At 62.0% G+C, this 23,133-nt stretch carries 19 protein-coding genes; 16 read left to right on the forward strand and 3 right to left on the reverse strand.

Annotation, left to right across the window (positions count from 1 at the left end; genetic code table 11):
• Position 1: 1 nt before the first annotated feature.
• Positions 2-1,114 (reverse strand): BMP family ABC transporter substrate-binding protein, encoded by a 1,113-nt coding sequence (locus tag J1C48_RS00245; RefSeq protein WP_207255640.1) that lies wholly within the window; start codon positions 1,112-1,114, stop codon positions 2-4.
• An 867-nt stretch (positions 1,115-1,981) separates the two neighbouring features.
• On the opposite strand from J1C48_RS00245, the gene J1C48_RS00250 reads away from it, so the two are divergent.
• Both J1C48_RS00250 and J1C48_RS00255 read left to right on the forward strand, forming a co-directional pair.
• Complete coding sequence (locus tag J1C48_RS00250; RefSeq protein ID WP_207255641.1) at positions 1,982-3,640, forward strand: rhamnan synthesis F family protein; 1,659 nt, start codon at positions 1,982-1,984, stop codon at positions 3,638-3,640.
• Between the two features lie 309 nt (positions 3,641-3,949).
• Positions 3,950-5,131 (forward strand): hypothetical protein, encoded by a 1,182-nt coding sequence (locus J1C48_RS00255; protein ID WP_207255642.1) that lies wholly within the window; start codon positions 3,950-3,952, stop codon positions 5,129-5,131.
• Between the two features lie 453 nt (positions 5,132-5,584).
• Here J1C48_RS00255 and J1C48_RS00260 read toward each other — a convergent pair whose 3' ends face one another.
• A complete protein-coding gene (locus tag J1C48_RS00260; RefSeq protein WP_207255643.1) occupies positions 5,585-7,222 on the reverse strand; it encodes a chloride channel protein in 1,638 nt (545 codons plus the stop codon).
• Here J1C48_RS00260 and J1C48_RS00265 point away from each other — a divergent pair.
• The 9 genes from J1C48_RS00265 (at position 7,193) to J1C48_RS00305 (ending at position 17,376) form a co-directional block, all read left to right on the forward strand.
• The gene (locus tag J1C48_RS00265; RefSeq protein ID WP_207255644.1) at positions 7,193-8,887 is read left to right on the forward strand and encodes a helix-turn-helix transcriptional regulator; all 1,695 of its coding nucleotides are present in this window, start codon (positions 7,193-7,195) and stop codon (positions 8,885-8,887) included. The two genes, J1C48_RS00260 and J1C48_RS00265, sit on opposite strands and share 30 nt — an antisense overlap.
• Before the next feature lie 424 nt (positions 8,888-9,311).
• Complete coding sequence (locus J1C48_RS00270; protein WP_207255645.1) at positions 9,312-10,391, forward strand: endonuclease/exonuclease/phosphatase family protein; 1,080 nt, start codon at positions 9,312-9,314, stop codon at positions 10,389-10,391.
• Between the two features lie 155 nt (positions 10,392-10,546).
• Positions 10,547-10,912, forward strand: a complete 366-nt coding sequence (locus tag J1C48_RS00275) for a hypothetical protein (protein ID WP_207255646.1) — start codon at positions 10,547-10,549, stop codon at positions 10,910-10,912.
• Between the two features lie 182 nt (positions 10,913-11,094).
• Entirely contained in the window at positions 11,095-11,505 is a 411-nt protein-coding gene (locus J1C48_RS00280) for a hypothetical protein (protein ID WP_207255647.1), read from the forward strand.
• 211 nt (positions 11,506-11,716) lie between these two features.
• On the forward strand, positions 11,717-12,436 hold the full coding sequence (locus tag J1C48_RS00285; RefSeq protein WP_207255648.1) for a hypothetical protein: 720 nt from the start codon (positions 11,717-11,719) through the stop codon (positions 12,434-12,436).
• Between the two features lie 336 nt (positions 12,437-12,772).
• Positions 12,773-13,639, forward strand: a complete 867-nt coding sequence (gene dapF, locus J1C48_RS00290) for a diaminopimelate epimerase (protein WP_207256097.1) — start codon at positions 12,773-12,775, stop codon at positions 13,637-13,639.
• The gene (gene mtaB / locus J1C48_RS00295; RefSeq protein ID WP_207255649.1) at positions 13,639-14,952 is read left to right on the forward strand and encodes a tRNA (N(6)-L-threonylcarbamoyladenosine(37)-C(2))-methylthiotransferase MtaB; all 1,314 of its coding nucleotides are present in this window, start codon (positions 13,639-13,641) and stop codon (positions 14,950-14,952) included. Before dapF ends, mtaB begins: the two co-directional genes overlap by 1 nt.
• Entirely contained in the window at positions 14,945-16,558 is a 1,614-nt protein-coding gene (ftsY, locus tag J1C48_RS00300) for a signal recognition particle-docking protein FtsY (RefSeq protein ID WP_207255650.1), read from the forward strand. Before mtaB ends, ftsY begins: the two co-directional genes overlap by 8 nt.
• Positions 16,559-16,689: 131 nt before the next feature.
• The gene (locus J1C48_RS00305) at positions 16,690-17,376 is read left to right on the forward strand and encodes a septation protein A (RefSeq protein ID WP_207255651.1); all 687 of its coding nucleotides are present in this window, start codon (positions 16,690-16,692) and stop codon (positions 17,374-17,376) included.
• Between the two features lie 128 nt (positions 17,377-17,504).
• On the opposite strand, the gene J1C48_RS00310 is transcribed toward J1C48_RS00305, so the two are convergent.
• Positions 17,505-17,999, reverse strand: a complete 495-nt coding sequence (locus tag J1C48_RS00310; protein WP_207255652.1) for a copper chaperone PCu(A)C — start codon at positions 17,997-17,999, stop codon at positions 17,505-17,507.
• 344 nt (positions 18,000-18,343) lie between these two features.
• On the opposite strand from J1C48_RS00310, the gene J1C48_RS00315 reads away from it, so the two are divergent.
• The 5 genes from J1C48_RS00315 (at position 18,344) to J1C48_RS00335 (ending at position 23,128) form a co-directional block, all read left to right on the forward strand.
• Positions 18,344-19,504 (forward strand): D-alanyl-D-alanine carboxypeptidase family protein, encoded by a 1,161-nt coding sequence (locus J1C48_RS00315; RefSeq protein ID WP_207255653.1) that lies wholly within the window; start codon positions 18,344-18,346, stop codon positions 19,502-19,504.
• A gap of 285 nt (positions 19,505-19,789) precedes the next feature.
• Positions 19,790-21,148, forward strand: coding sequence for a DEAD/DEAH box helicase (locus J1C48_RS00320; protein WP_207255654.1), 1,359 nt, complete (start codon positions 19,790-19,792; stop codon positions 21,146-21,148).
• A gap of 205 nt (positions 21,149-21,353) precedes the next feature.
• A complete protein-coding gene (locus J1C48_RS00325; RefSeq protein WP_207255655.1) occupies positions 21,354-21,665 on the forward strand; it encodes a polyhydroxyalkanoic acid system family protein in 312 nt (103 codons plus the stop codon).
• Positions 21,666-21,833: 168 nt separating this feature from the next.
• Positions 21,834-22,727, forward strand: coding sequence for a 16S rRNA (cytidine(1402)-2'-O)-methyltransferase (rsmI, locus tag J1C48_RS00330; RefSeq protein ID WP_207255656.1), 894 nt, complete (start codon positions 21,834-21,836; stop codon positions 22,725-22,727).
• Positions 22,724-23,128 (forward strand): YraN family protein, encoded by a 405-nt coding sequence (locus J1C48_RS00335; protein WP_207255657.1) that lies wholly within the window; start codon positions 22,724-22,726, stop codon positions 23,126-23,128. Before rsmI ends, J1C48_RS00335 begins: the two co-directional genes overlap by 4 nt.
• The last annotated feature ends 5 nt before the right edge of the window (positions 23,129-23,133 follow it).

The following is a 23,133-nucleotide window of genomic DNA, read 5'->3' on the forward strand; positions in this document are numbered from 1 at the left end:
CTCAGGAGGTCGAACCGATGACGCCCTCGACGAGGTAGTCCATCGTCTCAAGTTCGATCGCGGTCTCCGGATAGGCCTTGCCCGCCGCGACGACGGTGTTGCCCTTATTGTCCTTCAACGGCCCCTTGATGACCGCGTAGCCGCCCTTCATCACCTCGGCCTTGACAGCGTCGGCCTGCTTGCGGGCCGCTTCGGTGACCGCCGGGCCATAGGGACTGATCTTGACGAAGTCCTCGGCAAGACCGCCGCGCACGAAGTTCGGCAGTGGCTGACCAGCCAGCGCCTTTTCAGCGAACATCTTATAGACCGTCGCCCAGTGCCACTCGGCGCCGGTGAGATATTTCTGCGGGGCAAGCGGTGCCTGACTGGTGTGATAGCCGGAGACAAAGGCGCCGCGGCCGGTGGCGGTCTGGACGAAGACTTTCGGGCTGTCGACATGGCAGGTCAGAACATCGGCGCCCTGATCGACCAGAGCGTTGACCGCCTCGGCCTCCTTGACCGGCATCGCCCAGTCGCCGGTGAAAATCACCTGGGTCTTGATCGAGGGGTCGACCGAGCGCGCGCCGAGCGTATAGGCGTTGATGTTCATCAAGACCTGCGGGATCGGCTTGGCGGCGACGAATCCGAGCCGCTTGGACTTGGTCATATGGCCCGCGACGATACCGCAAATATACTGGGCGGTGCCGATATAGCCGAAATAGGAGCCGGCGTTCTTCGGGTCCTTCGGCGTCCACAAGCCACCGCAATGGCGGAACTCAACGTCCGGATACTGCTTGGCCGTGTCGACGACGAAGGGCTTGTAATAGCCGAAGGAGGTCGGGAACAGGAGCGAGGCACCGTCGAGCTGGATCATCGATTCCATCGTCTTCACGACCGCATCTGACTCGGCGACGTTTTCCTCCTCGGTGATAGTCAGGCCGGCCATATCCTTGATTGCCGCGGCGCCCTCGGCATGGCTCTGATTGTAGCCGAAGTCGTCACGCGGGCCGACATAGATGAAGCCGGCGGTGAGACTTGCGGCGGCAGCAGGCGACACCCGCATCAAAAGCGGCGAAGCGCCAAGCGCGGCACCTGCCATCAGGAAGCGGCGGCGATTGAGAGGCAGCATGGTCATCGAAGATCTCCGTTGTGCGACCGATCGGGTTCTCAGATGCAGTTGCATACAATTCTCATGCCAATTTCATTTTCTTTTAAAAACAGTATCTTGTGAAAATCGGCACGATCTCATCTGAATAAAAATTAATCAGCGTGAGGCATTTTGTGCCGGCAGCCACACCGACTTCGGGCGCCCTTTCGACATCCATGTCGAATCGCGGCCCAGCAACCGATGACGGAAGCCGCATTGCGAAGGCACCCTGACATCCCTGGGGAACAGGCATCGGACAGATCCCTGACACGCAGCGGCAAACCGCAAAAAGCGTGGCCGGCGCACGCCGCTTCGAGCAGGCCCGCCGAAACGCCCATTCCTTGCCATCATCTCCGGCCATGTTCAGCCAGGATCGGCCATGGACCCGAGCGCAATGGGAACAAAGCCGACCCAGCTTTTCGCCGTGACTTGCAGATTGATCGCAGGATGACACATCAACCAAGCAGCCAATCTGGATTATCCACTCAATGTCGTCGTAAGGATCGAATCAACCGAGACCAGAAGAATGCGGCATAGCGCCTTTGAATTCGATTTCGTGCCCGGATAAGCTTCTCACAGGAACGCCACAGAGCCACACATGAACCGACACAGATTTTCTTAGCGATTGAATGCCGTGGCCCGCCAAGCAATTTGCGGTTTGCGGCATCTGGAGCAACGGCCCACCCCACCCTTTCGCGTGCGACGCCACCAAGCCAATCGATGGCGGAACGGACGTGCTTGACGATCCTGTCGAGATTGTGAAATCCGTCATATCACTACGGCAGTTTCCGACCCCACCACGACGACAAACACCACGCATCTCCCAATGGAGAAGGCGGCAATGCGGACTTGGATATGCGGCTAGCCATTTTTTTGTTCTATGATTTGGAAAACCAAGTCAGCGATCACGTGCTTTATCTGCTCGGTCGTTTCGCAGACCACGTCGACCGCCTCATGGTCGTGTCGAACGGTCCTCTCAGCGAAGACGGCGAAAGCCGCCTGCTGCAATATGCCGACGAGATTTTCATCCGCCCCAATACCGGATTCGACGTCGGTGGATACCGCGACGGACTTCGAGAGGTCGGCTTTGAAAATTTGGGCGACTTCGATGAGGTCGTATTGTTCAATTACACGGTTTTCGGACCGGTCTTTGACCTCGGCGAAATGTTCGATTCGATGTCAAAACTTGATATCGACTTCTGGGGATTGACCGAATTTAAAGATAAAAATAAAGAATTTTTACAGTCATATTTCCTTGTGACACGAAAATCATTGCATTCCACGGCCGCCTATCGCGACTATTGGGAAAGCATGCCTGAAATAAAAACCATTGACGATTCTATTCACTTGCACGAATTTCGATTTACGCCACATTTTGTCGAGCGTGGCTTTCGCAAGCAGGCTTATATTCAGAATTCCGCAGACTGGCAGGGAAATACGACGCTCGTCGATCTGCCAGCGCTGCTCGACAAGCGCCTGCCATTGATCAAATACCGAGCTTTCAACTTCAACGAGCAGGCGATCGAACGACGCGGTGGCTTGCTGGCGGAGGACAATTTCCGCACGCTAGCGGAAAAAACCGATTATCCCGTCGATTTGGCTTGGGAATACATTATCTCACAGACGCAGGTCGATGACATAATCTCCAACATCACGCGGGCCGCGATCGTCGACCATCCCCCCATGTCCGGGAAAGCCCAGTCCGCCTTGGACCGCGCCAAGGTCTTCGTTTCGATTGAAGAGACGGACCACGACGAGCTCGATCGCCTGCTGAACTTCTTTTCCCATCTGAGAACTGAGCAGCTGTTTGCCGTTTCGTCCAATCGCGCGATCGCGGACAAGATCGCGCAAAAAGGTTGGCGGGCGGAGATGGCTGTGCGCCCGATGACAGGGGCGCCGATTCTCGCCTATGAAGCGGAAATTGATGCCCTCGTTGGTGAGAACGACATCGTCTTCAACCTCTCCTGCTTCGATCGAGATCGCAAGAACTATCGCCTCCGCGATTTTATGATCGAAAATTACTGGGCCACTCTGGCATCCGAGCGCGCCATCGCCGCGATCGCGTCGCAGTTCGATCGCGTCGAGCGGGTCGGCTTGATCTTTGCGCCGACAGAGAGCGTCTTTGGCAGGACAACGCGCGTCGAGCCCCTCTGCCCGCAGGCAAGCAACTGGGACTTCGACGCGTACCCGCCTTATGCCCAACGCGCGCTTGGTCAGGCCAACTGGCCTTGGCGGGGCAACGCCGCTCTCGCCGGGCGACTGGTCAAGGATGTAAAATTCCTGTGTCGCCTGTCTGAAATGCACAAGCTCTTCAATCACAGAGCCGCCCCGAAAGTCGCCGGCATCGAAGGCGTCATCGCCGAGATCGCAAGACGCTCCGGCTATGCCGCGAAACTGGCTGTGACCACCGAACAGTGCATAAAACTCATTCCGCGATGGAGCCTGAGTGAACGAAAGTTCAGAGACGCCACCGAACAACAGGCCCAGCGCCTGCGCGACGCTGCTCCGCAGTAACAGCCATAGCAGCCGAAAATTGATCTGAATGGCGCACGTATATCGACATCGTGCGAAGATAAGATTACGGAATTTCGGACAAGGCCGACATAACAAGATGGACCAATACAAAATTACAGTGATGAAAGACGATTTTACTATGACATATACGGAATAATACGTTCAAAAATCCACGTTAATCAATAACATAATCGTCAAACGGCGCAATCATCTTTCGACACCGAAAGGCTAAAATCCAACCTGATCGCCAACGCACAGCCCATAGCGATCCCAAGCGACGCACCGAGATCTGGTATCGAGGACAATAACATGACGCGAATTTCGGCCCGGCTGACCGGTGACGACAGAAAGCCCCATAAACCTCGCGTCCTCTTCGTGATGCAGGGGCCCCATCATCTGATGCTATACGAGAACGTATTCCGTTATTGCACCCAATTTGACTGGTATTGTGTTCTTTCAGAAATTCCGCGAGCGGTAGCAAAAGACGCTGAACGTTTTTATGATCGCTATAATGTCAAATTTTTTGCCGATATTGACACTGCACTTGCTCATTTTACGTCATTCAGCGCCGTCGTGACAACCTGGACAGTACCACACGTCAATCACCTGCCATATCTGCCATTTATTACGTTGGCGAACGAGGTCGGCATTCCAATTTTCGAAATGCAGCATGGCCTGTTTCAGCTTGGCTTTAGCTATGACGAACACGCCGCCATCATTGGCTCGTACCGCGGCGCCGTGTCTTCCGTTTGCGCGCCAGACACGTCGAACTTCGTCGACGACATGCTGACTTGGTTTGGACCGGGCAGCGTTGGATATCCACGCGCGGTCGACAATCGGGATATTGAGCCCAAACCGTCCGCCCCCGTACCGTTCCGCGTGACGATGATCACCAATCACCATTGGTCCATCTTGTCGGAGGCAGAAAGAAAAAACTGCTATTCAATGATCCTTCAAGCCGTAAAGACATTTCCGGAAGCTGATTTTGTGCTGATTCCCCATCATGGCGAATACAAAAACATGCATTTCAAGGAAATGATTGCTTCGATTAAATCAATAAAAAATAACAACTTTCGCATTGAGGAATCGCGCCACCCCGAAATTTATGACGATCTCATTTCAAATAGCACCATTGTGGCCGCCAGCGTCTCCACGACGCTCTTCGACTGTGAACTTGCGGAGGTTCCGACCGTCGTCTTTCGCAATGAGTCTCAAAGAAAAGTGCTGGCGCAGTTGCAAAATGTCACGACGATCGACTCGCCAGATCACTTTTGTCAGATCATTCACAAGGTGTTTTATAAAGGCTACCGACCGTTTTTACGCACGGGCTATATCGAACCATTTCAGCCAGAAGCACTTGAGAGCCGCCTGAGCGAGGCGATCGCACGCCAGACGCCAAGGCCCCGAGCTGACATTTTAGCTGCGGTGTCTCGCCACTTGAGCAGCGTGAAAGATCAGGCCCCTCAGCTGCCCGCAGACGCCAAGGCATAGCTTTTGTGTCGTTACAGCGGCGCAGCGTTTCAGCGGGACAACCGATCTTGTAGCCGAGACCAGCCATCACGCCCCGCGTCGAAGCTCAGTCCGCGCATCGCTCGCCAATCGTCCGGCGGACGCCCGCCGATGTCAGGCAAAAATCGGCTCCGGTCGCGCTCATGTCGCGCGTTCGCGCTTCAAAAGATCGCTGGCCCCTGGAAAGCGCGGCAGGTTGCACCGCCGAGGTGCGAAATGTCCGGATGACAGACCGGGCGCGCCGTCGCCGTCCTTGCGGATAGTGAGATCGGTGGACAGAAGGCAATCGTCGCGCCCGCCCGTCGATCCGCCCGTCGATCCGCCAACGGAAAAATTCGTCAGAATCCCGATGCGCGCACCTCGATATCATGCGGTCTCGAAGAGATGCTCGGGCACAAGACCGGCCAGCTCCACCGTCCCCTACGGGACCGGCCCTCACGCCTTCTCGCCGAACAACTCGCGCTGGGTCTTTTCGATCTCCTCAGCATAGCGCTTCCGCACGAAGGTCTCCGACAGCAGCCCCAGCACCTTTCCGTCCGGGGCGATGATCGCGAGTTCGTCGGCGCTTGCCGCGTCGAAGGCCGTCATCACCTCGGCGATGTCCATCTCCGGTCGCAATGTTACGTCCGACAACACCGCGACCTCGGCGATTTCGCCAGCCGGATCGAGCCCATCGGCATAGGCCGAGGCAGTGATGACGATGCCGGCGTAACGATCCGCCGCATCGATCAGCACAACGCGCGAGGTCGAGCCGAGTGGGAAGCGCCGGCGAAACTCGGCGATCGTCATCGCGGCAGGGGTAGCACGGGTCTCACGGCGCATCATTCGCCCGGCCGTCAGCGTCTTGACCCAGCCGACATCGCGCGCCGAGCGGATCGTTTCGCCGCGCAAATGCAACCGCCAGGTCGAGAAGGAGTAGCCGAAGAACACGCGGACCAGCGTACTCGCAACCAGCGAGGCGACCACCACCACGCCGGTGAGTGCGAAATTCTGAGTGGTTTCGAGCACGAGCATCGCCATGGTCAACGGCCCGCCGATGACCGCGACGGCGAGCCCGGCCATGCCGACCAGCGCCGAATGGGCGGAATCGACCACCACATGGCCGGTGATCAGCATCAAGGTATCGGCATAGAGCTGACCGAACAGCGAGCCGGCGAACAACGAGGCGAAAAACAGACCGCCGCGAAAGCCGAAGCTCAAGGAGATAATCGAGGCGGCACATTTGGCCAGAATCGCCATCAGCACGAACCGCATCGGCAAACCGCCGGAAATGTCGAGATAGAGCGCCGTATGGCCCGAGGAGAGCACCTGCGGCGTCACCAAAGCAAGCGGCATCAGCAAAAAGCCGCCGATGGCGGGCTTGGCCCAGCGCGGCAGCTTCAGCCAATTGGTCAGCGCTTCGACCCCCGAGATCGTCCACATCAGAAGGATGCCGACGCCGGCACAGGCGGCGGCCAAAAGCGCGTAAAGGAGATAATGCGAAACGTCGATCGCCCCGGATGCCCCGGAAGCGATCAGATAGGGCGCGTGGCCGAGGCCGCGGGCAGTCAGCACCGCCGCGACGCAGGCCGCCGCGACCGGGGCGATCGCCGAAGGAGTGTAAGCGCCGACGACAATTTCAAAGGCGTAGAACGCGCCCGCGAGCGGCGTGCCGAAGGCGGCGGCGATGCCGGCCCCCGCGCCGGCACCGACGAGCGTGCGCAGGTCCGGCCGGCGCACCGCCAACCAGCGCCCGATCATCGAGGCGAATCCCGATCCCATCTGCGCATAGGCCGCTTCCAGCCCGACCGAGGCACCGAAGCCGTTCGAGATCAGCGTCTGGCCGGACACGATCAGGCTGTCGCGCATCGACATCTGACCGCCATGCAAGGCGTTGGCTTCGACCGCGTCGACCAGAGCCCGACGCCGGGCCCGCACCAAGAGCGTGAACAGCGACAGAACCGCGCCGCCCGCCGGCAGAACCAGAAGCTGGAGCGGCGTCAAAGCGATCTGCACGCTCAACCGCTCGCCCATTTCAAGGCCGTAAAGAAGATCCTGGATCGCATGGGCGGCCTCTTGCAGCCCGACCGTCATCCCCCCTGCCACCGCGCCCAGCAGCGCGGCAAGTGCAGTAAACCAGATTTCGCTCGAGCGAAGTCTCGTCCGCAACGCTTCGATCGCGCGGGTTCGGCCCATCGCCTCCGTGGCGGGATCTTCGCCCGCGGCCAGGTCGAGTTTCTTAGCGGCAGACATGATGATCGAGAAACACTCACTCGGCACGATCTTTCGTTGCGCCGGCTCTTTGCCACAGGCGCACGCCCTCGGCTAGCGATCACCGCGAGTGTGCGAACACGCCTGCGCCTAACGCTGCGGGCGCCGCCTTGCGATGGATTGCTCGGCGGTAGAAGGTTTCACTATAGTGTGTCCACACGATTGCAACTGACGCCGTCAGATCAACGCGTCGTGTCGTTGAGTTTTCAGATAGACCGCGGGTCAGTACGGCAAGGAGAGGCATTTTTCGAAACCCCGCTCACGGAGGGTTTTCCCCATTGTTTTCAACGCAGGCAAACACATCGACGCCGTTACTATTCCATGCGCAAACTCCCCTTGCATCAATCGGGGCAGTCTTCGCGCTCGCTCTGCGGATCGGCGATGAGTGACACAGGGACGCGACTGACCTCCGCCCTGGATGGCATCTACGGCGCTCTGGAAAATGACGGCGACCTTCAAGAGATTGTCCGCCATGGCGCCGAGGCGACCAGGGCCGAGCGGTTCAACATGATCGTCCTCGGCAAGGATGGCCGCGTTCGCAGTTTCACCCATCCCTTTGCGCCCGAGGCGGCGCACGAATATGTGACCGACTATCTCAGCCGTGATATCCGACTGCCACGCCTTTTGACCCGGCCCAGCGGTTTCGTCAGGACGCAGGATCTCATGTCGCCGGAAGAAATTGCCATTTGCCCGGTCCACCAGGAATTCTACCGCCGGCACCCGGAATGCTGGACCATGGGGCTGGTGTTCGGCCGCAGCACGGACGGCATGATCACCCTCAGCGCCCATCGCGGGCAGAATCGCCCGGACGGCGGCGAAGAGGAGCGGCGTGCCCTGATCGTCGTCGCCAATCACATGGCGCGGATTGCCACGTTGAAGGCCATGCTGCCGAGCAACGCCATCGCCCGCAACGGCGCGCTGGCCGCCTTCGACGCGCTCGACGAAGCGATTGTCGTGTTCGATGTCAGCGGCATTATCGTCCATATCAACCCGGCCGCCCGTCGGATGATCACGCCACGCGACGGCCTGCACATGCTCGGCAAGCGGCTGGTTGGCAGTCAAGCGGAGACGACCACGCAGATCAGACACGCCATTGCGCAGACCGTCGGTTTCATCTGTGGACGCGCGCTGATTTTGCCGGCGCCGGTGCTGGTGCCGCGTCGCTCAGCGCCGATGCCGCTTATCCTGCGTTTTTATGCTTCGCCCGCCGGGGACGGCCATACCCAATACGGGGTGATCAAGCTCGTCGACCCCCTGGCGCATCGCCTGCCTGACATCGCTCTGATCCGCAGCGCCACCGGCCTCAGCAATGGCGAGGCCATGCTCGCCATCGCCATCTATCGCGGCCTGACGGTCAAGGCCTTCGCCGAAGAGACCGGTCTGTCGGAGCAGACGGTGCGCAAGCGCTTGAAACATGTCGGGGAAAAGCTCGGCGTCAGTCGGCAGCCGGAAATCGCGACGCGGATCGCAGCGCTCGCTGCGATTTGACGTCCACGCCCGGCGTCTCGATACCGCGGGAGGGCGTCGATGTCCCCTCACACCCGTTTGGCCGCGGCAGCCCCATACCCCCCTCATCTTTTTTTGGGGGGGCTGGGCTGGCAAATGGCGGGAATGGCTTCCTCCTGCGACGGATGGCTTTCAACCGGTAAGCTTCTCCGTCTTTGGCGCGCCCAATCGCCCCAGACGCGAGTTGCAAGCGGAAACAGCGCGTCCCACGGGCCCCCTGCTTGATGTCGGCCCGCCATCGCCGCTCGGTTGCTGCAAGCGGAATTGGCGTTGGACGCGGGAAACACGCGGCCTAGCTTGGTGGAACGAGACGGCTCGGAACGTCTTGGGCGCCGCGCCGTCTCGCGCGGTCACGCTCCAGGCTCGGCCGTGTTTCGATCCAATCGTAGCGGGAGTTTGCCCCGACATGGTCATCCTCCTCGGCGTTCTGACGGTGCTTTTGCTGGCCGCGACCGGGATATCGTTTTTGCGCATCTCCCACGGCGCCATCCGGGTCTTTGCCTTTCCCCGCCTGCAAATCCTGACGATTGCGGCCATCCTCTTGCTGCTGGCGATCGTCCTCATCGAACAGCCGGCGCGCTATTGGATCGCCGCTGGCCTGGCGCTCGTCATCGCCGTCCAAGCGGTCTGCATCGCGCAATTTTCGCCGCTGCGATCGGTTCAGTCGAAGCGCTATGCCGGCGAGCCGAACAGTCCGGAGCGGGTCTCCATCCTCTCCTACAACGTCAAAATGTCGAACCGGCGCTACCAGGATGCGATCGATCTCGTCACCCGCGAAGCGCCGGACATCGCCTTGTTCATGGAGACCGACGAGGGCTGGGCCAAGGCTTTGGAACCGCTCGGCGAAACCATGCCCTACGTCGTCGCGGAACCGCTCGGCAACACCTATGGCATCATGCTTTATTCGCGGCTGAAACTTGCCGGGGTACAGATCACACGGCTGGTGATGGACGACGTACCATCGGTCATCGCGCAGGTGACACTGCGCAGCGGCAAAGATTTCCGCCTCTACGGCGTTCATCCGGAGCCGCCTGTTCCGTATGCGGACTCAGCCGGCCGCGACGCCGAACTGATAAAGGTCGCCCGGCGGGTGGAGGCCGATCCCCTGCCGGCCGTTGTTTGCGGCGATCTCAACGACGTCGCATGGTCGCACACCACCCGACATTTCCAGCGGATTTCCCGTCTGCTCGACCCACGCGTCGGCCGGGGCTTCTACAACACCTTCGACGCCCGATATCCACTGCTGCGCTGGCCACTCGACCACCTGTTCCACGACGCGCGCTTCGATCTGATCACCATGCGCCGGCTGGACCATATCGGGTCGGACCATTTCCCGATGCTCTTCGCTCTCGCCCTCACCCGCGACGCCGACGCGGCAGCCGGTCCCGACAAGGCCGACGCGGCCGACCAGGCCGAATGCGAGGATATTATCGAGGATGCGAGCAAGCTCGACCGCGAGGCAATCGGCAGTGATTGGGAAAAGTAGCGCTGCGTCACCCCAGCTGGCGGAACGAACATCGCCGATGACAGTTTCCGTCAGTGGACACATTGCCCGCGTCAAAGCCCTGATGCGCTGGCGGTATTCGCCTGCGCATCACCGGCTGCTAACGGCGGCGCGGCTCAAAAGAGGTGAAACAGACTATGACCGACGCACACGGCCGCCGGCCGGAACAGGACCGCACGACCATCATCAACAATGATCGCAGCTCCGGCGGCGGCGGCGGCGGTGGCTCCGGCTGGCTGATCGCCGGCATCATCATCGTTGTCGTCGTTGTCGGCGGCTATTTCCTGCTGAATGGCAACATGGGCGGCGGCTCGAGCGGTGCCGGCGATCAGGCGACGACGAGTGCACCGGCGACCGGCGGCGACAGTGGCGCATCCGGTGCCGGTGGCGGCTCGACGGCGGGATCGGACGGCGGCGCGGCGACCTCGGGTAGTGCTGGCGACGCGGGCACGGCCGGCGGCTCAGGTGGCGGGGGCACATCGGCCCCGGCGACGGGCAACTAAGTTCGACGCCGGCGTTCACCGATGACGGAAAGCGCGACCGCGCTCACCGGTCTCGTCCTTATCGCATCCGCCGCCTCCAAAGAAGCGGCGGATGCTTTCGCGAAAGACGTCGAGATCCGTGCCTCCAGATCGGCGCAAGCAGTTTGACGACGGTTAAAACCGACGACGACAGAGCAGTCCGCGTGAAATTTCAAGGCCCAACTTCAGCATCAGGCGACCTTGAAGAGCGCGAATTCTCCGGCGCAGAAGCCGATATAAGCCTCAAGCGCTGGTGTTGGTGCAACATTTCCCGGAACGGGGTCATAAGGGATAATTTAATTTTTCACGATCGGCCGGTGTGCGGCCTGAGCGCAGCGTCAATGTGCGGCGCGTCCATGCCCGAAACGCCTGTCGCATTGACGCGGATTTCCGTTGAAATCCACCGTGCCCAGTTTCACTATGAAAGTGATTTCGGTAACGATTTGTTCTCCGCAGCTCTTCGAGCAAACGTCAGATTTTCCGGAGATGAGCCTGGCAACGATGTGGGAGCGCGGCAGAGGCCTCTGCCTATCAAGATCGGAATGAGATGTGCCATTAAAATGATAGAAAAATAAATCTCATTGATGAATCGATGAGCAATATCATTTTCCAATGACATTACATCTATATTTCGACCTCCATTAGAAAACTCAACATAATTGTAATTTAAATGCAAATGACATATGATTAGCAAAATAATATTATATCTTTTCCGCTAGAGGCCGCACGGCGCACGTTATTTTGAGAATGCGAGACGGACCAATGCCAATCAATAAGAGCAGATCGGTGATTCTTTACGGCAACAGCCACGTCGAATGTGTCGCCCGCGCCGGTGTAACATGGCCCGATTTTTCAATTGCCCGCATTTGCAGCATCCGAGAGGAGGAAGACGAACTATCAGGAAAACAAATGACGGGCAGCTTTATTGAGCGCTCCAGAAACTTTTCTCGCAGCGTTAAGATATTCACCTCATATCTTGGTACATATCATAATATTATTGGCTTATTAAACCATAATATTCCGTTCTCACTCCTTGATGGCTTTGATGATTTGGATCTCAACAACGTTGAAATAGTGCCAGAATCGGTCATGGAGGAAGTCATTTCCGATTACTGGAAATCAAAATCATTTCTACCACGCTTACGAGAGTCGACAAACTGCGAGATTTACCATCTGATGTCGCCGCCCCCAAAACAAGATTTGCAAAGATTCGCTTCGAAAGCGAAACGATATCGTGGTCAAGCGATTGCAGATTACGGCTATGCACCCGCAAAGCACCGCCTCGCCTTGTGGAAGCTGGAAAAGGCGTTCATCGACCAATATCTCAACAGCCTCGGCGTTACGTCACTCGGGCCGCCAGCTGATGCTGCGACGCCAGAGGGGTATCTCAAACCCGAATTCTGCGCCTACGATGCCCAGCATGGAAATGAAGCTTATGGAGCATTGGTCGCGAGGCAGATTCATCAAGTCGCCGAAGCTGAAGAGCCCTTGACCGTCAGCCGATGAGGCGGGCGAAGAGGCGATCTCCGCGCCACCTCGGAGGGACCGTCTGAAATTGGTCTTGAACATCGTGCCAATTCCGCAGTGCGCACGCAGCGTGAACGCGCGTGGGTTCCATGGGCGTGAGTTCGTCAGGCGTTTCGGCCGAAAACACACAGACGGGGATGGCCTGGAATAGGCGCCCGTCACGCCGCGCCAAGCCCATGCAAGCCATGCCGACGACGCGTCGGATGATCGCTCCGCCCCGGTAGCAATCGGGCGGGTTTCTTGCCATATAGGGGCTGATTTGAGCTGCAGATCCGGTTTCGAGACGTGTCAGAGCCTTCCGTCCCCTTTGCCCGCATGAACGGTTGCGGCAACGAGATTCTCGTCGTCGACCTGCGTGAAACGACGGCGCGCGTCGCCGCGGAGGCGGCGGTGGCGCTGGCGGCGCAGGCGGAGACGCATTTCGATCAGATCATGGCGATCCATGCGCCAAAGACTGTCGGCACCAGCGCCTATATCCGCATTCTCAACTGCGACGGTTCCGAGGCCGAAGCCTGTGGCAACGGTACGCGCTGCGTCGTCCAGGCGCTATCCTCCGAGACCGGCGAAACCCGCTTCACCTTCGAGACCCGCGCCGGACTGCTCCTCGCCGAAGAGCACACCGACGGCTCGATCTCCGTCGACATGGGCAAGCCGCGGTTCTCCTGGCAAGAGATCCCGCTGGCCGAGGAGTTCCGCGACACGCGCGCGATCGAGCTTCAGGTCGGGCCGATCGACGCGCCGGTGCTGCACTCGCCTTCGGTCGTCTCGATGGGCAACCCCCACGCGATCTTCTGGGTGAAGGGCGGTGTCGAGACCTTTGCCCTCGACAAGTTCGGACCGATCCTCGAACATCATCCGCTCTTTCCCGAGCGCGCCAACATCTCGATCGCCGAGGTCACCTCCCCCTCGGCTCTGACCATGCGCACCTGGGAGCGCGGCGCCGGCTTGACCCGAGCCTGCGGTTCCGCCGCCTGTGCCGCGGCCGTCTCGGCCGCACGCACACGGCGCACCGGCCGATCGCTCGCCGTCACCCAGCCGGGCGGCACCTTGCAGATCCTCTGGCGCGAGAGCGATGACCACGTGATCATGACCGGCCCGGCCGAGTGGGAATGGTCCGGCCGCCTCGATCCCGAGACTGGACGCTTTCGCCGCGACGCGGCCGAGGAGCTTAAGATCGGCTGATGGGCGTCGAGGTGATCTCCTTCGGCTGCCGGCTCAACACCTATGAGTCGGCGGTGATGAAACGCGAGGCGGAAGAGGCTGGCCTCGGCGAGGATGCGCGCGGCGCGATCGTCTTCAATACCTGCGCGGTCACGGCCGAAGCAGTGCGTCAGGCGCGCCAGCAGATCCGCAAGGCGCGGCGCGAAAACCCCGACGCGCGGATCGTCGTCACCGGCTGCGCGGCGCAGACCGAGCCCGGCCGCTTTGCCGACATGGCCGAGGTCGACGCGGTCATCGGCAACATGGAAAAGCTGACCGCCGAGAGCTATCGCCGGTTGCCCAATTTCGGCGTTTCGGCCGAAGAAAAGATCCGCGTCAACGACATCATGAGCGTGACCGAGACGGCCGGGCACATGATCGACGCGATCGAGGGCCGCTCGCGGGCGATCGTCCAGATCCAGAACGGCTGCGATCACCGCTGCACCTTCTGCATCATTCCCTATGGCCGGGGCAATTCGCGCTCGGTGCCGATGGGCGCCGTCGTCGAGCAGATGAAAAAGCTCGTCGCCGGCGGCTATCACGAGGTGGTGCTGTCGGGCGTCGACATGACGAGCTGGGGCGCCGATCTTCCCGGCACACCGAAGCTCGGCAATCTCGTCCAGTCGATCCTGCGCCACGTGCCGGATCTGAAGCGGCTGCGGCTCTCTTCGATCGATTCGATCGAAGCCGATCCGGCGCTGATCGAGGCGGTCGCTTCGGAGCGCCGATTCATGCCGCATCTGCATCTGTCGCTCCAGGCGGGCGACAACATGATCTTGAAGCGGATGAAGCGGCGGCACAGCCGCGAGGATTCGATCCGCTTTTGTGCCGATATCCGCGCCAAAAGGCCCGACATCGTCTTCGGCGCGGACATCATCGCCGGTTTTCCGACCGAGACCGAGGCGATGTTCGACAATTCGCTGGCGATCGTCGACGAATGCGGTCTGACCTATTTGCACGTGTTCCCGTTCAGCCCACGCGAAGGAACGCCGGCGGCGCGTATGCCGCAGCTGCCCAAGGCGGTTGTCAAGGAGCGCGCGGCGAGGCTTCGGGCGCGCGGCGAAGCGGCCCATGCCACGCATCTCGAGCGTCTCGTCGGCAGCCGCCAAAGCATCCTGATCGAACGCGAAGGCCTCGGTCGGGCCGAGAACTTTACCCTCTGCCGCATCGATGCTGGCCTCCCCGGCGAGATCGTCGACGCTATCATGACCGGGACGACGGGCGACATCTGCATCGCCCGCCCCGCCGCGGCCGCCGACACCGCGACCAAGACGACGAAGGACAGGCATGGCTGAAACAAAGAGCTTCTTGCGGAAGATCTTCTCCTTCGGCCCGTCGAGCGAAGCGGAGCGGCCCCCGGAGCACGGCACGACGCCCCGCCCCGCCGAGATCGAGGGCGGCGGCATCACGCCGCCGAGCGAGCGCGAAGCATCGCCGACAGCGTCTGCCGAACTGCCAGCGGCGGGCGAGGCTCAAAAAAAAACGCTCTCGTCTCAGGAGCCGCTGGACTTAGATCCGCCTGACGAGCCGCTGGCGCCGCACCATCCAATCGAAGCTGAGGACGAGCCGGACACCGATTTCTCTTTCCTCGACGATCCGGCGCCGATGGCCGAGAGCGAGGCGGATTTTTCCTTCCTTGACGAACAGGTCGAACCCGTCGAGAGCGCCACGCGCGAACCCTCCGCAGTCGCCGACGCGGTTTCGCCGTCGGTCGAGCCGGCAGGCGATGACGATCACATCGGCGTCGAGCCGGCGGAGCCCGGCACCGCCGATGACCTGGGCGATGGCCTCGGCGATGACAACAACGATGACGGCGCCGACTTCTCCTGGCTCGACGAAGATCTGCCGCCCGAAGAGGACGACACGCCGGCCACGCGCCCGAGCGACGCCGCGCCGGCCCGGGCGCCTTTGCCGGACGATTCCGGTTTCCGCCTGCGCGAACGCCCGACCGAAACCGTCGCACTCACCGCAGCGCCGAAGGTCTCCTGGGTTGAACGCCTGCGCCAAGGCCTGTCCCGCTCGTCGACCCAGCTCACCGGCTCGATCACCTCGCTGTTCACCAAGCGCAGGCTCGACGAAGACACGCTGCAAGATTTCGAGGACGTGCTGATCCAGGCCGATCTCGGCGTGGAGACCGCGACGCGGATCACCGACCGGCTTTCGGATGGTCGCTTCGGCCGTGAAATCGCCGGATCGGAAGTCCGCCGCATTCTCGCCGAGGAGATCGAAAAGGCGCTGGATCCGGTCGCCCAGCCGCTGGAACTTGATCTCGAAAAGAAGCCTCACGTCATTCTCGTCGTCGGCGTCAACGGCACCGGCAAGACCACCACGATCGGCAAGCTCGCCGCGAAGCTGACCCGCGCCGGGCTGAAGGTCACGCTGTGCGCCGGCGACACTTTCCGCGCCGCCGCCGTCGAACAGCTGAAGATCTGGGGCGAGCGCACTGGCTCCGAGGTCGTCGCCAAGCAGATCGGCGCCGACGCGGCGGGCCTCGCCTTCGAGGCTTACGACCGGGCGGTGGAGAATGACTCCGACGTCTTGATCATCGACACCGCCGGCCGGCTGCAGAACAAGGCCGAGCTGATGGCCGAGCTGGAAAAGATCAACCGCGTTTTGGCCAAGCGCGAGCCGGACGCCCCGCACACGGTGCTGCAGACCCTCGACGCCACAACCGGCCAGAACGCCCTCTCCCAGGTCGAGATTTTCCGCAATGTCTCCGGCGTCAACGGACTGGTGATGACCAAGCTCGACGGCTCGGCCCGTGGCGGCATCCTGGTCGCCATCGCCGCCAAGCATCGCTTGCCGGTCTATTTCGTCGGCGTCGGCGAAGGGATCGACGATCTCGAACCGTTCAAGGCGAAGGATTTCGCCAGCGCCATCGCCGGAACGCCGCTGAGCTGATATCGATCGCGGCAACGAGACGCCACCGCCGCACGGCCGGCGGGTTTCGCGCGCCACACGATGTTTTGCTGCGAAATCCGGCTATCAATCGCTGTCAGCTTCGCCCATATGGGGCGGAGAAAGAGGTGAGCATGACTGATCGCATCATCGAACGCGAACCCAACAAGCCCGGCCGCAAAGAAATGAGCCCGCTGCTCAAATTCGCGTTGGAGCTGGGGCCGCTTCTGGTCTTCTTCTTCGCCAATTCGCGCGGCGATCAGCTCGCTGACGCCTTTCCGGTGCTCGGGCAGCTCGGCGGGCCGTTGTTCATCGCGACGGCGCTGTTCATGGCGGCGATGGTCGTCGCTCTCGCCGTCTCCTGGAGCGTGACCCGCACCCTGCCGATCATGCCGCTCGTCTCCGGTCTCGTCGTGCTGGTTTTCGGCGGCCTGACCCTCTGGCTCAAGGACGAGACCTTCATCAAGCTGAAGCCGACGATCGTCAACGCGCTGTTCGCCGGCGTGCTGCTCGGCGGGCTGTTGTTCGGCAAATCATTTCTCGGCTACGTCTTCGATCAGGCCTTCAAGCTCGACGACGAAGGCTGGCGCAAGCTGACCTTCCGCTGGGGGCTGTTCTTCGTCTTCCTTGCCATCGTCAATATCGTCGTCTGGCAGGCCGCGGATGCCTATTACGGGCCCGGTAAGATCGCCGACGATGTCTGGGTCGACTTCAAGGTCTGGGCGACGATGCCGATCACCATCGTCTTCATGCTGTTTCAGTTTCCGCTGATCAAACGCCATTCGCTGGAACCGCTCGGCGGCCAGAAAGACAAGTCATAAGACTGCGCCCATCATCGAAAAGCGAAAATGCCGGGCGCCGTGCAGCCCGTGGATGCCCGGCGCCGAGACCTCTTGATGGCGATCTGACGCCGCTTATTGCATCGTCACGTTCATCCAGGTGTCCGCCTTCATCGCGCCACAGCGCTGCCGGCGGACGCGCTTGTCGGCCTCATAGCATCGGGCTTTTCGACGGCGAAGTCGACCTTCATGCTGCCGGCTTTCTTGAACATCAGCGTCACGGGCAGCGTCTCGCCTTCCCTGATGCGCTTGGCCGGCTTCATCAGCATCAGGTGGACGCCGCCGGGCTGCAACGTGACCGTGCCCCCGGCCGGGATTTCCAGGCCATCCTTCAAACGGCGCATCGTCATGACGCTGCCGTCCATTTTCATCTCGTGGACCTGAACCTCCTTGGCCGCCGAGGTCGTGCCGCCGATCAGACGATCGGAGGTCTTGCCGGTGTTCTTGATGGTCATGTAGGCGCCGGCGACCGGAGCATTCGGCAGGGTCGCGCGGGCCCAAGCGTTTTCGATGACGAGCGCGCCCACTTTGACGGGCTGAGCGTCGGCGCTTGCGACGGTGGCGATGAGGGCGGCGATGGCCAAAGCGGTGGTGATGATACGCATGGAGAACTCTCTCGATCAGACGTGACCTTGCCGCGAGGGCGTGGCCGCTGGCAAGGAAGCGCTGGTTCGGTTCGCAGACCAGCCGGCGGCGGGCAACCTGCGACGGCCAAGGCCGACACGGTCATCCGATCGCACTGCAGTCCTCGAAATCCTCCCATCGCCGGCTGTTTTGGCAGGGAAGATATCCGATGTCATCAACGGCTTCGACTTTGCCGATTGCGGCGCGGATATGCCGCTCCGAAACGCTTGATCCGGCGATCGATCAACGACGACGCCGCGACCTTTGCGCCAAAATTCGCTGAAGCGCTTGAAGCCGAGGGAGCAGGCGCGCTACGCGTGAAACCATGTGCACCGCCCGCTCCCTCGCCTTGCTGCGATCCGTTCTGCTCGTGGTTCTTGCAGCCTTCGTCTTCGTTGGGCGGGCTGCGGCCTTTGAGACCAGCGCACCGACCGCGATCCTCGTCGACGTTGCGACCAAGCGCGTGTTGTTCGAAAAGAACGCCGACGATCCGATCCCGCCGGCCAGCCTTGCCAAGCTGATGACGGCAGCCGTCGTCTTCGACGCGCTGAAGGACGGCAAAGCCTCGAAGGACGAAACCTTCACCGTCTCCGAGCGAGCCTGGCGGGAGGGCGGCGCCAGTTCTGGCGGCTCGACCATGTTCCTGCCGCTCGGCAAGACGGTGACGCTGGGCGACCTAATCAAAGGGCTGATCATCCAGTCCGGCAACGACGCGGCGATCGTGATCGCCGAGGGGCTTGCCGGCAGCGAAGCGGCTTTCGCTCAGCGGATGAACGCTGAAGCCAAGAAAATCGGCCTTTCCCACTCCCATTTCGTCAATCCGCATGGCTTGCCGGCGCCCGGTGAAGTGGTGACGATGCATGATCTGGCGGTGCTCGCGCAGTATCTGATCGAGACCTTTCCGGACGAATATCCGCTGTTTTCAGAGGAGCGCTTCACCTATAACGGCATCACGCAGCGAAATCGCAATCCGCTTCTCGCGCTCGGCGCCGATGGCCTGAAGACCGGCTACACCGACGCTTCGGGTTACGGCCTCGTCGCCTCGGCCAAGCGCGATGGCCGGCGGATCGTACTCGCCATGTCCGGGATGAAATCGGCCACAGAGCGGGCGCGCGAAGCCAAACGGCTGATGGATTTCGGCCTGCAGGACTTTCAAGAGGTCACGCTGATCGCCGCCGATCAAGTCGTCGGCGCGGCCACCATCAGCGCCGGCACCAAGACCAGCGTGCCGCTTATCGCGGCGAAATCGCTGACCATGCTGGTGCCGCGCGGCAGCCTTGCCGACGTCAAGCGCCAGCTGGTGAGCAACGGCCCCCTGCCCGCGCCGGTCAAGAAGGGCCAAAGGGCCGGCTGGGCAGTGTTCTCGCGCGGCGACGAGACGCTGCGCGAGGTGCCGCTTTATGCCGCAGAGGATATTCCCCGGGCCGGCATTTTCGCGCGCATCGCCGACACCGTCGCCGGCCATTTCGCGCCGCTGCGAAAGTGACGGTGGGCGCGCACAGCAGGACCCGCGTCCCGAATTCACCTTGACGCGCTGCGGCAAAACAACGATATAGGCGCCTTCACGCCGTGATCGCGCGATCGTCGTTTCAACCGTTTTCAGTCCACCGGATCGTTTCCGGATTGAAGACCACCGACGAATTCGGATCGGCCCGCAGGCTCCTCGCCGCTGGCCCGCCCGACACGGCCCGTCGAACCGTCCGCCCGCGCGAAGATGTTCGACATGTTCCGCGGATCGAAGCCGATCCGCACGCATCCTAAAGGCCTCTTTTTGACCTCTCTTGATTTCCAGGCGTTCGGCCTTGCCGACACGCTTCTTTCCGCGCTTGCGCGTCTTTCCATCACCGAGCCGACGCCGATCCAGGCCCAGGCGATTCCCGCCGTGATCAGCGGCCGCGACGTCCTCGGCATCGCCCAGACCGGCACCGGCAAGACCGCCGCCTTCTCGCTGCCGGTCATCCACCAGCTCCTCGCCAAGGGCGGCCGTCCGGCCGCGAAAACGGCGAAGGTGCTGATCCTGACCCCGACCCGCGAGCTCGCCACCCAGATCGCCGGCAATGTGAAGTCCTATACGGACGGCACCAAGATCAGCCACACGGTGGTGTTCGGCGGTGTCTCGATCCGTCCGCAGATCGCCACGCTGCAGCGCGGCGTCGACATCATCATCGCCACTCCCGGCCGCCTCCTCGACCTGATGAACCAGCGGGCGGTGAATCTCTCCGGCGTCGAGCACGTCGTCCTCGACGAGGCCGACCGGATGCTCGACATGGGTTTCGTGCGCGACGTCATGAAGATCGTCGCCAAGCTGCCCGACGAGCGGCAATCGCTCCTGTTCTCGGCGACGATGCCGAAGTCGATCGAGGATTTGGCCGCCAAGATCCTGACCAAGCCGGTGCGCGTCGAGGTGACGCCGGAAGTCGTTACCGTCGAGAAGATCGATCAGAGCGTCTTCCTGGTACCGCAAAAAGCCAAGAAGCACTGGCTGATCGATCGCCTGGCGGATGCCGCGCTTGCCAAGGTGGTGATCTTCACTCGCACCAAACATGGCGCCAACCGGCTCGCCGGCGATCTCGAAAAGGCCGGCGTTCCGGCCCTCGCGATCCATGGCAACAAGAGCCAGGCGGCCCGTCAGAAAGCCCTCGCCGCCTTCCAGCACGGCAGCGCCCGGGTGCTCGTCGCCACCGACATCGTCGCCCGCGGCATCCATGTCGACGACATCACCCATGTCGTCAATTACGAACTGCCGGAAGAGCCTGAGAGCTACGTTCACCGCATCGGCCGGACCGCCCGCGCCGGCCGGTCGGGCATCGCCATCTCGCTGGTCGATCCGTCCGAGCGCAGCAAGCTGAAAGCGATCGCCCGGCTGACCCGGCAGACGCTGGAGCCGGAACAGACCAACTATGTCGTGCCGGAAGGGGCGACTTCGGATCACGACGACCGCCCGGCCCGCGGCGGTCGCCCGCCGCAGAGCCGCAACGGCCAGAAGCGTCGCGGCGGTCCGGCCAAGGCCGGACAGCGCAGCGGCAATGGCGGCGGCGGCGGCCGGCCGGACAATGCCGGTCAGCGCCAGGGCCCGCGGCGGCGGCGGCGCGGCGGCGGCGGGCAGCGCCAGGCTGTCGCCGGCGCCTGAGCGGCATCATGCTTGACGGACTGCAAGCCAGGAGCGCGGGGACAACCTCCGCGCTCTTGTCACATCAGGCGGTCCTTCTCCGCTCCTGTCTTGTGCCCGGACGAGTGAAATCGGCCGTAAGGTCAATGCTTTCGCTGCTCAATGCCGTTGCGAGGGGGCATCCGCACCGCCATATGCGTTTCTCCAAGGACATCAGGAGACGCTCATGGCCGAAACGGTGAAGGTCGACATCCCCCACAAGCTGACCCGCGAGACGGCTCGGGGCCGCATCGAGGGCGGCTTTGCCAAGCTGCGCGAGGACATGCTCGGCGGCATGGTCAAGTTCGAGGACACCTGGACCGGCGACCACCTCGACTTTCGCGCCCGAGTGATGGGCCAGACCGTCACCGGCCGGCTCGACGTTCTCGACGACAGCGTCCATGTGGAGATCGATCTGCCGGGCTTCCTCGCCGCCATCGCCGGCAAGCTCAAGGGCCAGTTGCAGAAGCAAGGCCAGATCCTGCTCGAAAAGAAGTAGATCGCCGGCGCAATCTGCCCGTCGCGCCGGCATCCTCGTGTTCTCACCGCGAAACTGCGACGGGCCGCGTCGCAATCGCGGGCGCTCTCACCCTTTGAATCGACGCATCGTGCTTTGCCGAAAATCGATTCCGATTGTCTCGCCGATGCTGTAGTGTAGACCGGGCCGATGATCGATACCACCGCCAGCCCGACCTTCACGCTTCTTGGCCAATCGCGGCCGGCCCCGCGTCCGGAGCCAGCGCTCTATCTGGTCGCGACGCCGATCGGCAATCTCTCCGATATCACGATCCGGGCGCTGCAGATCATCGCCGGGGCCGATCGCCTAGCCTGCGAAGACACCCGCGTGACCGGCAAGCTGCTGCAGCGCTTTGCCATCGAGCGGCGGATGACGCCCTATCACGAGCACAATGCGACCGACGCCGGGCCGGCACTGATCGCCGCGATCGAAGCCGGCGAATCCGTCGCGCTGGTCTCCGATGCCGGCACGCCGCTGGTGTCCGATCCCGGCTACCGGCTGGTGCAGAGCGCCTATGAGGCCGGCGTCAAGGTCGTGCCGATCCCCGGTGCTTCAGCGGTGACGGCGGCGCTGCTCGCCTCCGGTCTGCCGTCGGACGCCTTCTTCTTCGCCGGCTTTTTGCCGCAGAAGGACAAGGCCCGCGCCGATCGGCTGGAGGCGCTGACCCGCGTGCCCGGCACACTGATCGTCTTCGAGGCGCCGCATCGGATCGCCGCCAGCCTCGCCGCGATGGCCACCGCCTTTCCCGAGCGCGAGGCCGCCGTCTGCCGGGAGCTGACCAAGCTGCACGAAACCGTCTATCGCGGCGCGCTGCCGGTTCTTGCCGAAGAATTCGCGGCGATGGACGAGGTGCGCGGCGAAATCGTCGTCTGTATCGCGCCGCCGCTCGAAGACCGGCCGGTGGACGCGGCCGATGCCGACGCGATCCTTTCCGGCCTGCTTGCCGAGATGAAACCCGCCAAGGCCGCCCAGGAGGCGGCACGACTGACCGGCCTGCCCCGCCGCGAGCTTTATCAGCGCGCCCTCGCGCTGAAGGATCGATGAAATCCTGGCGCGCGCCCAAGACGGAGAAAGCACCGGGCGCCGCCGCCAAGCGTCGTCATCTGTTTCGCGGCCATCGCGGCGAGGTCCTTGCAGCCATGGCCCTGCGGCTGAAGGGCTATCGGATCGTCGCGCGCCAATATCGCACCAAGCTCGGCGAAATCGACATCATCGCCCGGCGCGGCGATCTCGTCGCCATTGTCGAGGTCAAAGCCCGGCCGACGCTCACCGGCGCCATGGATGCGGTCGGCATCGGTGCCCAGCGGCGGATCGAGGCCGCCGCCGATCTTTGGCTTTCCAAGCAGAAGGACGCATCGCGCCTGTCGATCCGCTTCGACATCGTTGCGGTGATGCCGCGCCGCTGGCCGGTCCATGTGCCGGACGCCTGGCGGGGACGCGCGTGAAAATC

Origin of the sequence: Jiella flava (genome assembly GCF_017349315.1) — a bacterium.
In the GTDB taxonomy this organism is placed as follows: Bacteria; Pseudomonadota; Alphaproteobacteria; order Rhizobiales; family Rhizobiaceae; genus Jiella; species Jiella flava.

Coding starts and splice junctions, on each gene's coding strand:
- J1C48_RS00250 (WP_207255641.1), top strand. CDS start 1,982: ATGCGGCTAGCCATTTTTTTGTTCTATGATTTGGAAAACCAAGTCAGC.
- J1C48_RS00335 (WP_207255657.1), top strand. CDS start 22,724: ATGAAATCCTGGCGCGCGCCCAAGACGGAGAAAGCACCGGGCGCCGCC.
- J1C48_RS00265 (WP_207255644.1), top strand. CDS start 7,193: ATGGGCGGCCTCTTGCAGCCCGACCGTCATCCCCCCTGCCACCGCGCC.
- dapF (WP_207256097.1), top strand. CDS start 12,773: ATGAACGGTTGCGGCAACGAGATTCTCGTCGTCGACCTGCGTGAAACG.
- J1C48_RS00270 (WP_207255645.1), top strand. CDS start 9,312: ATGGTCATCCTCCTCGGCGTTCTGACGGTGCTTTTGCTGGCCGCGACC.
- J1C48_RS00310 (WP_207255652.1), bottom strand. CDS start 17,999: ATGCGTATCATCACCACCGCTTTGGCCATCGCCGCCCTCATCGCCACC.
- J1C48_RS00245 (WP_207255640.1), bottom strand. CDS start 1,114: ATGACCATGCTGCCTCTCAATCGCCGCCGCTTCCTGATGGCAGGTGCC.
- J1C48_RS00305 (WP_207255651.1), top strand. CDS start 16,690: ATGACTGATCGCATCATCGAACGCGAACCCAACAAGCCCGGCCGCAAA.
- J1C48_RS00315 (WP_207255653.1), top strand. CDS start 18,344: ATGTGCACCGCCCGCTCCCTCGCCTTGCTGCGATCCGTTCTGCTCGTG.
- J1C48_RS00255 (WP_207255642.1), top strand. CDS start 3,950: ATGACGCGAATTTCGGCCCGGCTGACCGGTGACGACAGAAAGCCCCAT.
- rsmI (WP_207255656.1), top strand. CDS start 21,834: ATGATCGATACCACCGCCAGCCCGACCTTCACGCTTCTTGGCCAATCG.
- J1C48_RS00325 (WP_207255655.1), top strand. CDS start 21,354: ATGGCCGAAACGGTGAAGGTCGACATCCCCCACAAGCTGACCCGCGAG.
- J1C48_RS00275 (WP_207255646.1), top strand. CDS start 10,547: ATGACCGACGCACACGGCCGCCGGCCGGAACAGGACCGCACGACCATC.
- ftsY (WP_207255650.1), top strand. CDS start 14,945: ATGGCTGAAACAAAGAGCTTCTTGCGGAAGATCTTCTCCTTCGGCCCG.
- J1C48_RS00260 (WP_207255643.1), bottom strand. CDS start 7,222: ATGACGGTCGGGCTGCAAGAGGCCGCCCATGCGATCCAGGATCTTCTT.
- mtaB (WP_207255649.1), top strand. CDS start 13,639: ATGGGCGTCGAGGTGATCTCCTTCGGCTGCCGGCTCAACACCTATGAG.